Origin of the sequence: Labrys sp. LIt4 (assembly GCF_017813775.1) — a bacterium.
Classification (GTDB): domain Bacteria; phylum Pseudomonadota; class Alphaproteobacteria; order Rhizobiales; family Labraceae; genus Labrys; species Labrys okinawensis_A.
The window spans coordinates 29,906-46,049 of record NZ_JAGIPY010000022.1 but is presented as its reverse complement, the minus strand read 5'-3'; the positions used below and the strand labels follow the sequence as shown (position 1 = coordinate 46,049).

The window sequence follows — 16,144 nt, the reverse complement described above, 5'->3', positions numbered from 1 at the left end:
GGGCGCGGCACATAATGTTCAAATTCATAATTATCAAAATCAATATGCAAGGAATGTATAATGTTGAGCGAGATGCGGACTTTCGTTCTGTTCGCCGAAGAAGGTTCGATCCAACGGGTAGCCGAGCGCCTGCCCCTGACGCAGCCGGCGGTCACCCGGCAGATCCAGCGGCTCGAACGGCTCCTCGGCTTCGAATTGCTCGACCGTCGCTTAAAGCCGCCAACCCTGGCGCCGCTGGCTACCGAGGCGCTTGCCCGGTGTCGAAAGGTGCTGGCCGCCTATGACGAGTTCACGCAGATGGCAAGGCAGCGCGAACCCGAAGGCATGCTCAGGCTTGGTGTCGCCCATGGTATTGCCGGCAGCGCCCTCGCGCCGATCATTCGCGATCTGCGCCGACGATTTCCGAACGTGATGCTGCGCCTGATCACGGGCTGGAGCCAACCTCTGTCCGAGCAGCTTGCCCGCGGCAATCTCGATGCCGCCGTGCTGCTCTCTGCCGAGGTTGTCAGCCATCGTTTGAGCATCCTGGGAAAGGAGTATCTGTCGATCATCACTGCGAGCGCCGAAACTGCCGGGAAAGCGGATGGTTCGATCGCCGAGGCCGGCTGGATTCTCAGCCCCGAACCATGCGATGCCCGCCGGCTCCTGGCTTCGGCAATGGTCCGGCGGGGGCAGGCGTTGCAGGTGGTCGCCGAAGTTCAGGATTCAGGCCTGCAACTGGCCCTGGTGCGGGAGGGACTCGGGCTCAGCCTGCTGCCGCGGCGGTTCCTGGAACGAGCCGCCATTCCGGGGATTGCCGCGCTCGAGGATGCCGATGATCTCCGCCTGGTTCTCGATGTCCAGATGCAACGCTCGCCGCATCTTCGCTTGCTGGACCCTGTCGTCGATATCCTGGCGCAGGCGATCGGCGTCCAATTGGGTGATGGCGAGCGTTAGCTTCTGTCCTTCGGCTTGCTCCCGGGCTTTTCCATCCATTTGATGATGAGCATGGCCGGGAAGATCCAGGCAAGGCCCAGAATGGCATAGAGAATGGGTTGCAGCCAGGCGGGGGCGTCGGTGATGCGGCCTTCCGCCAGGGCCATGGCGAGGAGGGCGTAGACCACGACCAGCACCAGCATCGCCAGCGAACCGACCAGTTTGCGCAGGGACGGGGCCTTGTAGTCCTGGGCCATGATCTCGAACTCCGTAGCCAGCGCCGGCACGCGGCGGCGAGGCGTATTGCCTTTGAAGTGCGACGCGAGCGCGCGTTGCTCCAGCCAAGCGATTTCTATATCTGTGCGCCCTAGAGCAAAGCGCGTTCGTGAACGAATGCTTGTTTGCTCTAACTCCTTGTTTCGACGCGTCTTTGCGATTCAAGGTGATTCCATGTAATCGCAAAACGCTTTAGAACAAAGAGCGTTTCGACGGAAACGCTTCTTTCTCCCGGCTTCGTGTTTCGCAGCGCGTTCCAGATGTCGCAAAGCACGCGATGCGAGCCGGCCGACCAGGAAAGGCAATCCACGTGGCCGCCATTGCAGACAATCCCGCCACCAGCGGCATGAGCCGCGGCCATCTTGCGGCTATCCGCGCCTGGCTCGTCGTCGTAGCCGTACTGGTGATTGCCATGGTGGTGGTGGGCGGCGCCACGCGCCTGACCGAATCCGGGCTCTCGATCACCGAATGGAAGCCAATCAAGGGCACCATCCCGCCGCTCTCCGCCGACGAATGGGCGGCCGAGTTCGAGAAATACAAACAGATCCCGCAATATGTGAAGCTGAACCTCGGCATGTCGCTCGAGGAGTTCAAGTTCATCTATTGGTGGGAGTGGAGCCACCGCCTGCTGGGCCGCCTGATCGGCATCGTCTTTGCCGTGCCTTTCCTGATCTTCTGGCTGCGTGGCTGGCTGACGGCCAGGCTCACCGTGAAGCTAGTCGGTCTGCTGGCGCTCGGCGGCAGCCAGGGATTGCTGGGCTGGTGGATGGTGAAATCGGGCCTGGCCGATCGGACGGAGGTCTCCGAATATCGCCTGGCCATGCACCTCACCCTGGCCTGTCTCATTCTCACGGCGATCGTCTGGGTGGCATCCTCGCTCAAGGAGGAACGCTTCAGCGGAGCCGTGCCGGGAACTGCGCGGGCGATTGCCTATCTCCTGGTGCCGCTCGTCCTGGTGCAGATCTTCATGGGGGGGCTGGTGGCGGGCCTGAGGGCCGGCATGGCCTACAACACCTGGCCGCTGATGGACGGCCATTTCATCCCGGCGCTGAACAATCTCTACATCATGGCCCCCACCTGGGTGAACCATTTCGAGAATGCGCTGACAGTGCAGTTCCAGCACCGGATGGTGGCCTATCTCATCGTGGCGCTGGCCTTGCTCCAGGCCTGGCTGGCCATGCGGGGCGGGAACGGCCCGGCGCGTGGCCGGGCCTTGCTGCTCGCGGCCGTGGCGCTGGCCCAGGCCGCCATCGGCATCATCACGCTCGTGCTGGTCGTGCCGCTCTGGGCCGGTATCCTGCATCAGCTCGGCGGCGTCCTGCTGCTCACCGCTGCGACGGTGCACGCGCAGCGGCTGGCCGCAGGTTCTGCGCCTCAGCTGGCGGCGAGGGCCTGATCGAGGTCGGCGATGATGTCCTTGACGTCCTCGATTCCGACCGAGATGCGCACCACGTCGGGGCCCGCGCCCGCTGCCTTCTTCTGCTCATCGGACAATTGCCGGTGGGTGGTGGAGGCCGGGTGGATGATCAGCGAGCGGGTGTCGCCGACATTGGCGAGATGCGAGAACAATTTGACGTTCGACACCAGCTGGATGCCCGCCTCGTTGCCGCCCTTCAGGCCGAAGGTGAACACGGCCCCGGCGCCCTTGGGGCAATATTTGCGGGCGAGGGCATTGTAGCGGTCGGCATCGAGACCGGGATAGGACACCCAGGCCACCCCCGGATGCTCGGCCAAATATTGCGCGACGGCCAAGGCATTGTCCGAATGCTTCTGCATGCGCAGCGGCAGTGTCTCGATACCGGTCAGGATCAGGAAGGCGTTGAAGGGCGACAGCGCCGGGCCGAGGTCGCGCAGACCGAGCACGCGCGCGGCGATGGCGAAAGCGAAGTTGCCGAAGGTCTCGCCGATGACGATGCCGTTATATTCCGGGCGCGGCGCCGACAGGAAGGGATAGCGCCCTGAGGAAAGCCAGTCGAACTTGCCGCCGTCGACGATCACACCACCGATCGAGTTGCCATGCCCGCCCAGGAATTTGGTGGCCGAATGGACCACGATGTCGGCGCCGAAATCGATCGGTCGGGTGAGATAGGGCGAGGCGAGGGTGTTGTCGACGATCAGCGGCACGCCGGCCTTCTTGGCAATGGCGGCGATGGCGGCGATATCCGTGATGATGCCGCCGGGATTGGCGATGGATTCGATGAAGATCGCCTTGGTCTTGGGGGTCACCGCGGCGGCGAAGCTGGCGGGATCGTTGGCATCGGCCCAGCGCACATTCCAGTCGAACGAGCGGAAGGAATGGTTGAACTGGTTGATCGAGCCGCCATAGAGCTTGTTGGAGGCGATGAACTCGTCGCCCGGCTGCAGCAAGGTGTGGAACACCAGCATCTGCGCGGCGTGTCCCGAGGCGACCGCCAGGGCGGCGGTGCCGCCTTCCAGGGCGGCGACACGCTCCTCCAGCACCGCATTGGTGGGATTGGTGATGCGCGAATAGATATTGCCGAAAGCCTGCAGCCCGAACAGCGAGGCGGCGTGATCGACATCGTCGAAGACGAAGGATGTCGTCTGATAGATCGGGGTGGCGCGGGCGCCGGTGGTCGGGTCGGGCTGCGCGCCTGCGTGAACGGCAAGCGTTGAAAACCCTGGTTGTTGCCCAGCCGACATCATGATCCTCCTTGGATGGTCTTGTGGAATGCTTGGCCGCGATCGCGCGGCGTCGGTGAATTGGTGTCATTGCGAGCGCAGCGAAGCAATCCAGTTTTTGTAGGAGGCCTCTGGATTGCTTCGCTGCGCTCGCAAAGACTGATGGTATCAGCAGCCTACCGGCGCAGGCCGAGGCGTTGGAATCCACGATTGTCTCGGGTCGCCCGCTTGGAGGAAATCGCGCCGGAATTGACGCCGGCCCAGCCGATTTCGCCGGAAAGCCGGCCATACTCGATCTTGGGGCAGCGGTTCATCACCACCTCGATGCCGGCGGCTTCCGCTTTCGCAGCCGCGGCATCGTTGCGCACCGTCAACTGCATCCAGATCACCTTGGGCAGCACCGGCAGGGCCAGGATCTCGTCAACGACAGCGCCGGCCGCCTCGGAATTGCGGAAGATGTCGACCATGTCGACCGGGCCGGGCAGGGCTACCAGGCTCGCATAAACCGGCAGATCCAGGATGGTCTTGCCCGCAAGGCCCGGATTGATCGGGAACATCTGATAGCCGCGCAACTTGAGGTACTTCAGGACGAAATAACTCGGCCGGACTTCATTGGCCGAAGCGCCGACCATGGCGATGCTGTGAACCTTGCGCAGGATGCCGCCGATATAGTCATCAGAATAGCTGTCGTGGTTCATTCACAAATCCACCGGTCGTCGTCCGGTCCATCAATTGGCTTCGGCTATGGGTTTGAGCCTGTCGAGGAAGGGTTTCACCACCTCCGCATTGCCGGGAAGCGGTGTCAAGGCTTGCAGGGACGCGAACTGTTCGTCGAGCTGCTGCAGCGCTTCCTTTCTCTTCTCGGGAGTGAGGCTCTGATCCGCCTCGATCTCGGCCCGTGCCTTGGCCTTCTCTGCTTCGGGATCGTTCTGAGCGTTCTCGGCCGCATTGCCACCGCTATTGTCGGGGACATCGGCCTGATAGGCCAGCATCACCGAATTGGTGACGATATCGAGCGTGTCGAGATCCTTGAAATCATATTTGGTCAGGATTGCATCGGTGCGCGTCTTGGCCTCGGCGATATCCTGGAATGCCGGCAGGGAGGCCACGGGATCATCGCCGGGCGTGTCGGAACGATCGCCATATTTCTTGGTGAGATCGGCGGCGAGGACCGCCAACTCCCCACGTGCGGCGATGAATTTCTCCACCATCGGCGCGGTCAGCTTGACCTGGTCGTCGCTCGCGCCGGCGGAGCCGGACAGGAAACACGCCGATAGAGCCAGGCTGGAAGCAAGACATAGACGGCGGGCGAAGTGCCTGACGGTGTGGGCGTGCATGGTGGCTACCAATCGAATTGCTCGCGCAGGATGCGCTCGTCGAGCGAGTGCCCAGGGTCGTGCAGCATGACGAGGTCTTGCGACAAATCCATGGCTATCTCGACGCGCTGTACATCCTTGACCTCGACATTGTCGCCGACCGCATTGACCGGCCGCTTGCTCGCTTCCAGCACGTCGACGGTGACACGGGCGCGCTGCGGCAGGATGGCACCGCGCCAACGCCTCGGCCGAAAGGCCGAAATCGGGGTGAGTGCCAGCAAAGGCGCCTCGAGGGGCAGGATCGGACCATTCGCCGACAGGTTATAGGCGGTCGATCCGGCAGGGGTCGCCACGATCAGGCCATCGCAGATCAGGCTCTCCAGCCGGACATGCTCGTCGATCGAGATCTTGAGCTTGGCCGCCTGGAAACGGGCGCGCAGCAGCGAAACCTCGTTGATGGCGTAGGACTTCGATTTATGGCCGCGTGTATCGACTGCGCACATCGCGAGCGGGTGCACCACGCTACGCCGGGCCTTGGCCAGGCGGTCATGCAGGTCGTTTTCGCGGAACTCGTTCATCAGGAAGCCGACCGAGCCGCGATTCATGCCATAGATGGGAAGCTTGCGGCCCATCAGCTTGTGCAGCGTCTGCAGCATGAGACCGTCCCCGCCGAGAGCGACGACCACGTCGGCTTCCTCGATCGGGACGTCGCCATAGTGTGCCGTGAGCGATTTGAGCGCCTTGCGCGCCGAAGCGGTGGCCGTGGCCACGAAGGCGATCTTCTCGAAATGGTGTTTGCTGGTCACGAATGGAATCGCAATGGGAATGTTCGCTGGACCAGGGCATGCCCGGGTCGATGGATGAGGCAGGCGACGCATGCCCGATGACAGCCTATCGCGAAAAATCGGCGACTGCCAATGCCCAAAGCGTCGTGCGGTGGAGAGAAACGCCGAGGGGCAAAGGCGCGGCTCCCGGCGCATGAGCCTGCATGAGAAAACGCCGCACTGACGATCAGCACGGCGTCTTCAAGATCCCGAAGCGTCTCGAAACGCAAGACGCATGAGCCGCCCCTGGGCGGCGATTGATCTGGAAAGAAGAACTTTAGCAAGGGAGCGTTCAACCGCGAACGCCCTTTGCTCGAGTGGATCACATCATTTCTTGGACCACCATCCGGCCTTCTTCGGCTTGGCTGGATCGACGGCGTCGACATAGACATAGGCCGAGGGGTTGGACACCACGACTTCGCGCACCGTGGCGGATGCCACAGCTTCCTGACCCGGCTCGGGTTCCGACTCGGCGGCGGGAGCCGGTGCCGGAGGCTGCTCGGCCTGGACCGTCTCAGCTTGGACCGTCTCGGCTTGGACCGGTTCGGCTTCCGGGGCAGGGGCCGGCGTGGGCTCGCTCTCCGCTTCTGTCTTGATCGCCACCTGCTTGCGTCCGCGGCGCTTGGGCTTCGGCTTTTCTTCCGCGGCTATCTCGGGGACGGCCTCGGCGACAGCCGCTACTTCGGCAGCTTCCGCCGCAGCGGTCTCGATCGGGGCGGTTGCGGGGGCGGAAGCCGCAACCGCCGGCGTTTCGGCTTCGGCCTCGCGGCGGCCGCCACGACGCCCGCGGCGGCGACGCTTGCCGGCATCCGCGCCTTCGTCCTCGCTCGCGGCGACGGCTTCGGCGACCGCAGGCGGTGTCACATCCTCGGCCGTGGACGGCTCGGCTGCAGCCTGCTCGGCGGCGGGCGCGGCATCCTCGCCTTCACCTTCGCTGTCACCTTCGTTTTCATTGGCTGCGGCGTTCTGCGCATCGGCTTCGCCACCCGGGCCATTGCCCCGGCGACGACGACGGCGACGGCGGCGTTTGCGGCCGCCTTCCCCGGTTTCGGCTTCGCCATCCGCGGCTTGATGGCGCGACTTGCGGCCACCCTCGATTTCCTTTTCTTCCTCTTCCTCGACGTCGGTCTCGACCTCGGCCACTTCTTCGGCCGGCGGGAAGGAGTCGACCTGGACGGTGGTCGCCACCGGGCGCGGTTCCTGCGGTGTCGCGATATCGCCGCGTTCGATCAGGTAGTTCTGGCTACCCACGATGGTCTCGTCGGCGCTCACGGTGATGGAAACGCCGAACCGGGCTTCCAGCGCATAGAGATGGCCGCGCTTGTGGTTGAGCACATAGAGCGCGGTGGCCGTCCGGGTGCGCAGCACCAGATTATGCGTGGCGCTCTTGAGAAGCTGGTCCTCGAGGGCGCGCAGGATATGCAGGGCCACGGAGGTGACGGAACGGACATGGCCGCTGCCGCCGCAATGGGCGCACACCTCGGTGGAGGATTCCAGCACGCCGGTGCGGATGCGCTGGCGCGACATCTCCATCAGGCCGAAATGCGAGATGCGGCCGACCTGGATACGCGCCCTGTCGTTCTTCAGGCAATCCTTGAGCTTGCGCTCGACCGAGCGGTTGTTGCGGCTCTCGTCCATATCGATGAAATCGATGACGATCAGGCCGGCAAGGTCGCGCAGGCGCAACTGGCGGGAGATTTCCTCCGCAGCCTCGAGATTGGTCTTGAGGGCAGTGTCCTCGATGTTGTGCTCGCGCGTGGCGCGGCCGGAGTTGACGTCGATCGAAACCAGCGCCTCGGTCTGATTGATGACGATATAGCCGCCTGATTTCAGGCTGACCGAGGGCGAGAACATCGCGTCGAGTTGGGCTTCCACGCCGAAGCGCTGGAACAGCGGAGCCGCCTCGCGATAGGCCTGGACGTTCTTGGCATGGCTCGGCATGAGCATGCGCATGAAGTCCTTGGCCTCGCGATAACCCTCGTCGCCGGCGACGATCACCTCGTCGATGTCCTTGTTGTAGAGGTCGCGGATCGAGCGCTTGATCAGCGAGCCTTCTTCATAGACGAGCGTCGGAGCCGCGGATTTCAGGGTGAGATCGCGCACGTTCTCCCACAGGCGCAGCAGATATTCGAAGTCGCGCTTGATCTCGACCTTGGTGCGCGAAGCACCGGCCGTGCGCAGGATCACGCCCATGCCGTCCGGCACGTCGAGTTCGCCGGCCACGGCCTTGAGACGCTTGCGGTCGACGGCATTGGTGATCTTGCGGGAAATGCCGCCGCCCCGGGCGGTGTTGGGCATCAGCACCGAATAACGACCGGCCAGCGACAGATAGGTGGTCAGGGCCGCGCCCTTGTTGCCGCGCTCTTCCTTGACGACCTGAACCAGCAGCACCTGGCGGCGCTTGATCACTTCCTGGATCTTGTACTGCTTGCGCGGGCGGGCGACGCGCTCTGGGATGTCGTCGGCGACATCGCCGCCGCCGAGTGCCTCGACATGCTCCTCGTCGGAACCGGAGCCGACCTCGACGATGCCGCCGGAGCCGCCTTCCTCACCGGCGCTGTCATCGGTTGCTTCAGGTTCGGGAGCCGAAGCGACGACAGCGGCCGTTTCGGCTTCCGCAGCCTCGGTGCGGTTCTGCCCGCGGCCGCGACGACGGCGCGAGCCGCCCCGGCGACCCTCGCTCGCGCCATTGGCGTTGCCGTTTTCCTCGTCGTCTTCCTCGTCGCGATGCGAGCGCTGCTCCTCGGCCAGCAAGGCCAGGCGATCGGCGACGGGGATCTGATAGTAGTCAGGGTGGATTTCCGAAAAGGCGAGGAAGCCGTGGCGATTGCCGCCATATTCCACGAAGGCCGCCTGAAGAGACGGTTCGACTCGGGTGACCTTGGCGAGATAGATATTGCCGCGCAGCTGCTTGCGATTGGCTGCCTCGAAGTCAAACTCCTCGACGCGATTGCCGCGGACCACCACGACCCGGGTTTCCTCCGGGTGGGCGGCATCGATCAACATTTTGTTGGCCATTATTATTTTCTCTCTGGCAAGCGCGGCCGGGGTCATGCGCGGGGCTGCAGGCGACGAACACCGATACAGCCCTGCCGATGCGGCAGGCGCTTGCTCTGTTGGCTGGGACAAGGCTCGATGAGGGGCGAATGGTATGTCCCGAAGCCGAAAGCGGCAGTGTTCGTGCAAACCGCTCGGGGAGTGCACGCTGCTTCACTTCTCGACGTCCGGGGGATGCTGTTATTTGCATCGCTCCATCACCGGGTTCGGGTCTCGGGACGAATCCCGCGACGGCGCTCTCGGTCGATGGGCGGGACGGAATGTCCGACTGGCGCTCGCGCCAATCCGGATCGCTGGCGATCCGCACGCCACCCGTGATTCTCCTTATCCTCTAAGGACACATCAGCAGCCGGATAACCTCGGCTTGGCCGGCACCGCATACGATCGTCACGCTTTCACGGCGCAACCGGTCTGCAGGGACCATTCTGATGCTCGAATTCGGCATGGTCGGAGAACCATTCGAGAGCGAATTTGTTTTATCGAGTTCTTGTTCGATTTGGCAAGGATTTCCGTTGGCTGTTGCAGGAAGGACACGGACAATGTCTGGCCTGTGTTAACGCCGGAGACACCCTTCGGAGCCTTCATCATTGTTTCGCCACTTCCAAGCGGATATTGGCAGGATCGGGTTTCGCGCCGGTCCCTGCATTGCAACCGTCGGGACGTGCCGGCAATCCCCGCGCGGAATTGCAACGCTTCGGCACGGATATGTGCGACGGGGGCGTTCGACGGAATAATTGGAGATGATGGGCGGAATGAGGCTCGCCGCGATAGGCATGCTGGTCTTGTTGGGGATAGGGCAGGCGCAGATGGCCCGTGCCGCCCAGGGCCCCGTCGCCCCTCCGGTTACGGCCGACCCCGTGGAGACGCAGCCCCCCGCGACAATGGCGCCGTCCACCCTGACGGCCAGTGACGCAAGGCTGGCGGGCGACGACAGGCGAACGCGCCTGATCGTTGATCTTCACGGTTCCGTGAGCGACCTGAATTTTCGCGTCTTCGTGCTGCCTGATCCCTATCGCGTCGTGGTCGACCTGCCGCAAATAGAATTCGGCATGCCGCCGGAGACCGGCAAGCACGGGCGCGGCGTGGTGAGCGCCTATCGGTTTGGCCTGATCGCGCCCGGCAAGTCTCGCATCGTCCTGGACCTGACTGAGCCGGTAGCGGTGGACAAATCCTTCCTTCTGGATGCGCTGGACGATCAACCGGCGCGGCTGGTGATCGATCTCGTCAAGACGGACAGGGCTGCCTTCATGCGCACCGCCGCGAGCCAGAAGAGTTCGGACATGAGCGCGCACCCGCAGCCGCCGCCGTCCTCGCCGCCGCTTCTGCCGGAAAGCCAGCCCGGACGACCGGTGGTCGTGGTCGATCCCGGCCATGGCGGCATTGACATGGGCGCAACCTCCAAATCCGGCGAGCAGGAAAAGACCATCGTGCTCGAATTCGCCAAGCGGCTCGCCGACAAGATCAACGAGACGGGGCGCTACCGGGCCGTGCTGACCCGTGACGGCGATACTTTCATCTCCTTGGCCGGTCGCGTGCAGTTCGCGCGCGCAAACCGCGCCTCGCTGTTCATCTCGGTGCATGCCGATACGCTGCACGATCCGTTCGGCGTGAGGGGAGCGACGATCTACACGCTCTCGGACCGGGCTTCGGATGCCGAATCGGCTCGTTATGCCGAGCAGGAGAACAAGGCGGACGCGATCGCGGGCGTGGACCTGGCCTCGGAGCCCGGTGATGTCGCCGATATCCTGATCGACCTCACGCGGCGCGAAACCAAATCCTTCTCCAACGGTTTCGCCAAGGTTCTCATCGACCAGTTCCAGGCCGCTGCCACGCTCAACAAGAACCCGCATCGTTCGGCCGGCTTCAAGGTGCTGACCGCACCCGACATTCCCTCGGTGCTGCTGGAACTCGGTTATCTATCGAGCCGGGACGACGTGAAGCTGCTGACGTCGGACGACTGGCGCAACCGCGCCTCCGATGCGGTGGTGACGGCGATCGACGCTTTCTTCCAGCAGCGCCGCGCCAACCAGCCCGCGGCAGCCAGCGGTTCGGTGCCGGCAACCCCCTGAGGCCTCTCGCTCCCGGCCTCGCCCGATTTCGCAAAGAGGCATCGAAACGAGCTCCGGAGACAGGAGAACGCCTGCATGCCGCGGCTCTCTCGAAAGGCGCGCCTGCAGGCGTCATGCACAGGCATGTTGCCGGGGAGCCGCAGTTTCTCCACAAAAGCCCTGCAAAAGCGTCGAGGTGCAGTTGCCGCCCTTGGGTTCGGCCGGCCCGGCATGTTAGATGTCAACGAAACGAGCCGGGGCTGCCGGCATGAAAACGAACGGCTTCGGCCCACACCTAGCGACGGCAGGGCGGGGAAGATATTGCCGATGAAAGCGTTGTGATGAGACTTTTCGTTCGGTTCCTTGGATTTTTGTTCACAACGGCATCGATGTTGTTCCTTGTCGGGGGATCGTTCCTGGCCCTTTATGTCTGGGCCAACACGCGCGACCTGCCCGATACCGCAGCGCTCAAGGACTACGAACCACCGGTGATGACGCGCGTGCATGCGGGCGACGGCGCGCTTCTGGCCGAATATGCCCGCCAGCGTCGCCTCTATCTGCCGATCGAAGTGATGCCGCCGCTCCTGATCCACGCCTTCATGTCGGCGGAAGACAATGATTTCTACAATCATGTCGGCATCGATCCCAAGGGCGTGCTGCGCGCACTGATCGCCAATGTCACGCATAAGGGCCGCCGCCAGCAGGGCGCATCGACCATCACGCAGCAGGTCGCCAAGAATTTCTTCCTCGCGCCCGACCAGAACATCGTGCGCAAGATCAAGGAAGCCATCCTGGCCCTGCGGATGGAGCAGACCTATTCGAAGGATAAGATCCTCGAGCTCTATCTGAACGAGATCTATCTGGGCATGGGCAATTACGGCGTGGCCGCCGCTGCCCTGAATTATTTCGGCAAGTCTGTCGACGAGCTCGGCGTCGCCCAGGTTGCCTATCTCGCCGCCCTGCCGAAGGGCCCCAACAACTACAATCCGATCCGCAATCACGATGCGGCCGTCGGTCGACGCAATTGGGTGATCGACCAGATGGTCTCCAATGGCTACATCTCCAAGGAGGAGGGGAGAAAGGCCCAGGCCGAGCCTCTGGCCGTGACGCCGCGTTCCTTCGAAGGCGCCCAGAGCTACGCGGCCAATTATTTCACGGAGGAAGTCCGGCGCGAGATCGCCGAGCGCTATGGCGAGGACAAGCTCTATGAGGGCGGCCTGTCCGTGCGCACCACGCTCGATCCCAAGCTCCAGCGCCTGGCGCGCGATGCCATGGTACAGGGACTCGTGCGTTTTGACGAGCGCGGTGGTTTCCGCGGGCCGGTCAAGAATGTCGATCTCGGTGAGGATTGGGGCCTGACTCTCGGCGCGGAGAAACGCCTGAGCGACATCAAGCCCTGGCAGCTCGCCATCGTGCTCGATTCGAGCGACAACTCCGCCCGCATCGGACTGCAGCCCCCGCTGGACCGGTTCGGCTCGATTTCAACCGAACGCCCGACCGGCACCATCAATCTGGACGGTGTGAAATGGGCGCGCAGCCGGGTCGGCAAGGTCAGCCAGATCCTGAAGGTCGGCGACATCATCTATGTCGAGCCCAAAACCGATGGCACCTACCGCCTGCGGCAGATCCCCGAAATCTCCGGCGCCATGGTGGTAATGGATCCCTATACGGGCCGCGTGCTCGCCATGGTGGGAGGTTTCTCATTCGACCAGAGTGAGTTCAACCGCGCGACCCAGGCGCAGCGCCAGCCCGGCTCCTCCTTCAAGCCTTTCGTCTACGCCACCGCCATCGACAATGGCTATACGCCGGCCTCCGTGGTCATGGACGCGCCGATCGAGATCAACCAGGGCAATGGCGAGACCTGGCGGCCGGCCAACTACTCCAACAAGTTCTACGGCCCGCAGACGCTGCGTTTCGGCATCGAATATTCGCGTAACGTCATGACGGTGCGGCTCGCCCAGGACGTGGGCATGCCGCTGATCGCGGAATATGCCCGTCGTTTCGGCGTTTACGATGATCTGCCCTCCTATCTCTCGGGCGCGCTCGGTGCCGGCACCACCACCGTGATGCGCATGGTCGCCGGTTACGGCATGCTGGAAAACGGCGGACGCCTGATCAAGCCGACCTTGATCGACCGCATCCAGGACCGCTGGGGCAAGACCATCTACAAGCATGACGAGCGGATCTGCCAAGGCTGCAATGCCGATGACTGGAACAGCCAGGACGAACCGCGCCTGCTCGACCCGCGCGAGCAGGTTCTCGACCCGATGACGGCCTATCAGGTCACCTCCATGCTCGAGGGCGTGATCCAGCACGGTTCGGCCCAGACCCTGCGCTCGCTCAACCGCCCGATCGCCGGCAAGACCGGCACCACCAGCGACGAGAAGGACGCCTGGTTCATCGGCTATTCGCCCGATCTCGTCTGCGGCCTCTATGTCGGCTACGACACACCGCGCCACATCGGCAACAAGGTCACGGGCGGCAGCCTGGCGGCGCCGATCTTCGGCACTTTCATGAAGACGGCCCTGGCCGATAAGGCGCCGGTGCCGTTCCGCGTTCCGCCTGGCATCAAGCTGATCCGTATCGACCGCAAGACCGGCATGCGTTCGGAGGGCAGCGGCGCCATTCTGGAAGCCTTCAAGCCTGGCACGGCACCGCCCGACAACTACACCGTCATCGGTTCCGGCGGCGGCTCCGAAGGGGGCGGCGGTGGCGGCCCCGTCTCCATGGGAACGGGTGATCTCTACTGATTGTCCTTCCCCTGGCCGGCCGGCTTGCCTATATGAAGCCCGGCAAGAGCAAAGTGCGGTTTCTTCGAATCGCGCCTTTTCTCTAACTTATTGTTTTGACGCATTTTCTTGACCGGGAAGCCTATCGGCTTCCTTGAAGATGCTCTGGTCAACCTCGAACGGGCGATTCATTCATGCGCGCTGAAATCCTGTCCCTGGCGGACGACATCAAGCAGTCTGCGGGACTGCTGAGGAGGCATCTTTGACTGGGATACTTCCTACGCCCGCCTGCAAGAACTGAACCACCTCTCCGAACAGCCCGACTTCTGGAACGATGCCGAGAAGGCCCAGAAGCTGATGCGTGAGCGCACCGATCTCGACGATCGGCTGTCCTCGCTCGTGCGTATCGAAAAGGACCTGGAGGAGACCCTCGAGCTCGCCGAACTCGGCGAGGCCGATGGCGATGAGTCGATCGTCGACGAGGCGCAAGGCGCCTTGGCCCGGCTCAAGGACGAGGTCGTCGAACGACAGTTCGAGGCGTTGTTCTCCGGCGAGGCCGACAACAACGACACCTATATCGAAATCAACTCCGGTGCCGGCGGCACCGAGAGCCAGGACTGGGCCAATATGCTGCTGCGCATGTATACGCGCTGGGGCGAGCGGCACCGTTTCAAAGTCGAGCTGATCGATTTCACGGACGGCGAAACCGCCGGCATCAAGTCGGCTACCATCCTGCTCAAAGGCAACAAGGCCTATGGCTGGGCCAAGGTAGAATCGGGCGTGCACCGCCTCGTGCGCATCTCGCCCTATGATTCCAACGCCCGCCGGCACACCTCTTTCGCCAGCGTCTGGGTCTATCCGGTGATCGACGACTCGATCAACATCGAGATCAATGAATCCGATTGCCGTATCGATACCTACCGCGCTTCCGGCGCCGGCGGCCAGCACGTCAACCGGACGGATTCGGCCGTGCGTATCACCCATATGCCCTCGGGCATCGTGGTGGCGTGCCAGCAGGACCGCTCTCAGCACAAGAACCGTGCCACGGCCTGGGCCATGCTGAAGGCCCGCCTCTACGAGGCGGAGCTCAAGAAGCGCGAAGAAGCGGCGATGGCGACCCATGCCGGCAAGACCGATATCGGCTGGGGCCACCAGATCCGTTCCTATGTCCTGCAGCCCTATCAGATGGTGAAGGACACCCGCACCGGCTACACGTCGGGCACGCCCGGCGATGTGCTGGATGGCGACCTCGACGACTTCATGAAGGCCGCCCTGGCCCAGCGCGTCTATGGCGGCGGGCCCGATGCGGTCGAGGACATCGACTAGCGGAAAGCCGGGGCCGCCCCTAATGCGGTTCACTTAAGCGTTTCGGGGTGCTCGACCTTTGTCATTGCCGGGCTTGACCCGGCAATCCAGCTCCCCGACGGTTCGTCCGTGCGGCTTCTGGGTAGCCGGGTCAAGCCCGGCTATGACAAATTCGGAGCGGTTCCTGCTTAAGTGAACCGCATTAGGGGCCGCCCCGGCTTTTCCTTTTGACATGAGCATGTTGCCAATGAGTTCGGATCCGATCTATCAGCGCTATTCCTTCGCTCACGGCCTGATCAAGGAGGCCGGTGCCCTGGCGCTCGGCTATTTCAACGAGCTGGACAGCCTGACGGTGAAGAGCAAAGGCTTGCAGGATGTCGTCAGCGAAGCCGATTTGCAAACCGAACTGCTGATCAAGAAACGCATCGCCGAATCCTATGCCGACGATGGTTTTTTCGGCGAGGAGACCGGGCCGAGCGGCATCGGCGACAAGCGCGGCATCTGGGTCGTCGATCCTATCGACGGCACCCAGCCCTTCCTGAGCGGCATGTCGTGCTGGTGCGTGTCGATTGCGTTCGTCTATGATGGCGAGCTGCAATTCGGTCTCGTCTATGCGCCCAAGGACGACGAGCTTTTCGCCGGCGGATTGATGGCACCGGCCACGCTCAACGGCAGGCCGATCGCCCCTCACAAGGGCAGCGCGCTCAGCGATGGCGTGGTCAGTGTGGGCTACAACAACCGCATCGAGCCCAGCGAGGTGCTGGCGGTGCTGGCGCGGCTGCTTGAGGCCGGTGGCATGTACCAGCGCAACGGTTCGGGCGCGCTGTGCCTGTGCTACGTGGCCTGCGGGCGCCTGCTCGGCTATGTCGAATCCCACATCAATTCCTGGGATTGCCTCGGCGCCATCGCCATCATCCGTGCGGCCGGCGGCCAGACCAATGATTTCCTCGTGGATGACGGCCTGGTGAAGGGCAATGCCATCATCGCGGGAGGGCCGGCGATCTATCCGGCTCTCGCGCAAGTGCTTGGTTGAA

Annotated in this window: 12 protein-coding genes; 6 read left to right on the top strand and 6 right to left on the bottom strand. The window is 63.3% G+C overall.

Annotation, left to right across the window (positions count from 1 at the left end):
- The first annotated feature begins 60 nt into the window (after positions 1–60).
- On the top strand, positions 61–936 hold the full coding sequence (locus tag J8I29_RS26805; RefSeq protein ID WP_209433998.1) for a LysR family transcriptional regulator: 876 nt from the start codon (positions 61–63) through the stop codon (positions 934–936).
- Here J8I29_RS26805 and J8I29_RS26800 read toward each other — a convergent pair.
- Positions 933–1,172 carry a DUF2842 domain-containing protein gene (locus J8I29_RS26800; protein WP_105863244.1) on the bottom strand — a complete coding sequence of 80 codons (240 nt, stop codon included), beginning with the start codon at positions 1,170–1,172 and terminating at the stop codon, positions 933–935. The two genes, J8I29_RS26805 and J8I29_RS26800, sit on opposite strands and share 4 nt — an antisense overlap.
- A 329-nt stretch (positions 1,173–1,501) precedes the next feature.
- Between J8I29_RS26800 and J8I29_RS26795 the strand changes: the two genes are divergently transcribed.
- Positions 1,502–2,587, top strand: a complete 1,086-nt coding sequence (locus J8I29_RS26795; RefSeq protein ID WP_348536180.1) for a COX15/CtaA family protein — start codon at positions 1,502–1,504, stop codon at positions 2,585–2,587.
- Here the strand turns inward: J8I29_RS26795 and J8I29_RS26790 are convergent.
- The 5 genes from J8I29_RS26790 to J8I29_RS26770 all read right to left on the bottom strand — a co-directional run bounded on the left by J8I29_RS26790 (position 2,566) and on the right by J8I29_RS26770 (position 8,989).
- Positions 2,566–3,852, bottom strand: a complete 1,287-nt coding sequence (locus J8I29_RS26790) for an O-acetylhomoserine aminocarboxypropyltransferase (RefSeq protein WP_105862976.1) — start codon at positions 3,850–3,852, stop codon at positions 2,566–2,568. The two genes, J8I29_RS26795 and J8I29_RS26790, sit on opposite strands and share 22 nt — an antisense overlap.
- Before the next feature lie 155 nt (positions 3,853–4,007).
- Positions 4,008–4,529, bottom strand: coding sequence for a CoA-binding protein (locus J8I29_RS26785; protein WP_209433997.1), 522 nt, complete (start codon positions 4,527–4,529; stop codon positions 4,008–4,010).
- Between the two features lie 30 nt (positions 4,530–4,559).
- Positions 4,560–5,168: a hypothetical protein gene (locus J8I29_RS26780; RefSeq protein WP_105862978.1), complete on the bottom strand. Its 609-nt coding sequence runs from the start codon at positions 5,166–5,168 to the stop codon at positions 4,560–4,562.
- A gap of 5 nt (positions 5,169–5,173) precedes the next feature.
- Complete coding sequence (locus J8I29_RS26775) at positions 5,174–5,953, bottom strand: NAD kinase (protein WP_348536179.1); 780 nt, start codon at positions 5,951–5,953, stop codon at positions 5,174–5,176.
- A gap of 345 nt (positions 5,954–6,298) precedes the next feature.
- Positions 6,299–8,989: a ribonuclease E/G gene (locus tag J8I29_RS26770; RefSeq protein WP_209433995.1), complete on the bottom strand. Its 2,691-nt coding sequence runs from the start codon at positions 8,987–8,989 to the stop codon at positions 6,299–6,301.
- Positions 8,990–9,834: 845 nt separating this feature from the next.
- Here J8I29_RS26770 and J8I29_RS26765 point away from each other — a divergent pair.
- From J8I29_RS26765 to J8I29_RS26750, 4 genes are all read left to right on the top strand, one after another.
- A complete protein-coding gene (locus J8I29_RS26765) occupies positions 9,835–11,097 on the top strand; it encodes an N-acetylmuramoyl-L-alanine amidase (RefSeq protein ID WP_245197402.1) in 1,263 nt (420 codons plus the stop codon).
- Between the two features lie 320 nt (positions 11,098–11,417).
- Positions 11,418–13,826: a penicillin-binding protein 1A gene (locus tag J8I29_RS26760; protein ID WP_105862982.1), complete on the top strand. Its 2,409-nt coding sequence runs from the start codon at positions 11,418–11,420 to the stop codon at positions 13,824–13,826.
- Positions 13,827–13,999: 173 nt separating this feature from the next.
- A protein-coding gene (gene prfB / locus J8I29_RS26755) for a peptide chain release factor 2 (protein ID WP_105862983.1) occupies positions 14,000–15,131 on the top strand; the annotation gives its coding sequence in 2 pieces (ribosomal slippage) (positions 14,000–14,068 and positions 14,070–15,131; 1,131 coding nt in all).
- A 226-nt stretch (positions 15,132–15,357) separates the two neighbouring features.
- Positions 15,358–16,143 carry an inositol monophosphatase gene (locus tag J8I29_RS26750; protein WP_209433994.1) on the top strand — a complete coding sequence of 262 codons (786 nt, stop codon included), beginning with the start codon at positions 15,358–15,360 and terminating at the stop codon, positions 16,141–16,143.
- Position 16,144: the final 1 nt, after the last annotated feature.

Bases quoted from the DNA above. Each gene is read 5' to 3' on its own strand.
- J8I29_RS26780 (WP_105862978.1), bottom strand. From the start codon at position 5,168: ATGCACGCCCACACCGTCAGGCACTTCGCCCGCCGTCTATGTCTTGCT.
- J8I29_RS26785 (WP_209433997.1), bottom strand. From the start codon at position 4,529: ATGAACCACGACAGCTATTCTGATGACTATATCGGCGGCATCCTGCGC.
- J8I29_RS26790 (WP_105862976.1), bottom strand. From the start codon at position 3,852: ATGTCGGCTGGGCAACAACCAGGGTTTTCAACGCTTGCCGTTCACGCA.
- J8I29_RS26765 (WP_245197402.1), top strand. From the start codon at position 9,835: ATGGCCCGTGCCGCCCAGGGCCCCGTCGCCCCTCCGGTTACGGCCGAC.
- J8I29_RS26800 (WP_105863244.1), bottom strand. From the start codon at position 1,172: ATGGCCCAGGACTACAAGGCCCCGTCCCTGCGCAAACTGGTCGGTTCG.
- J8I29_RS26760 (WP_105862982.1), top strand. From the start codon at position 11,418: ATGAGACTTTTCGTTCGGTTCCTTGGATTTTTGTTCACAACGGCATCG.
- J8I29_RS26750 (WP_209433994.1), top strand. From the start codon at position 15,358: ATGAGTTCGGATCCGATCTATCAGCGCTATTCCTTCGCTCACGGCCTG.
- J8I29_RS26805 (WP_209433998.1), top strand. From the start codon at position 61: ATGTTGAGCGAGATGCGGACTTTCGTTCTGTTCGCCGAAGAAGGTTCG.
- J8I29_RS26770 (WP_209433995.1), bottom strand. From the start codon at position 8,989: ATGGCCAACAAAATGTTGATCGATGCCGCCCACCCGGAGGAAACCCGG.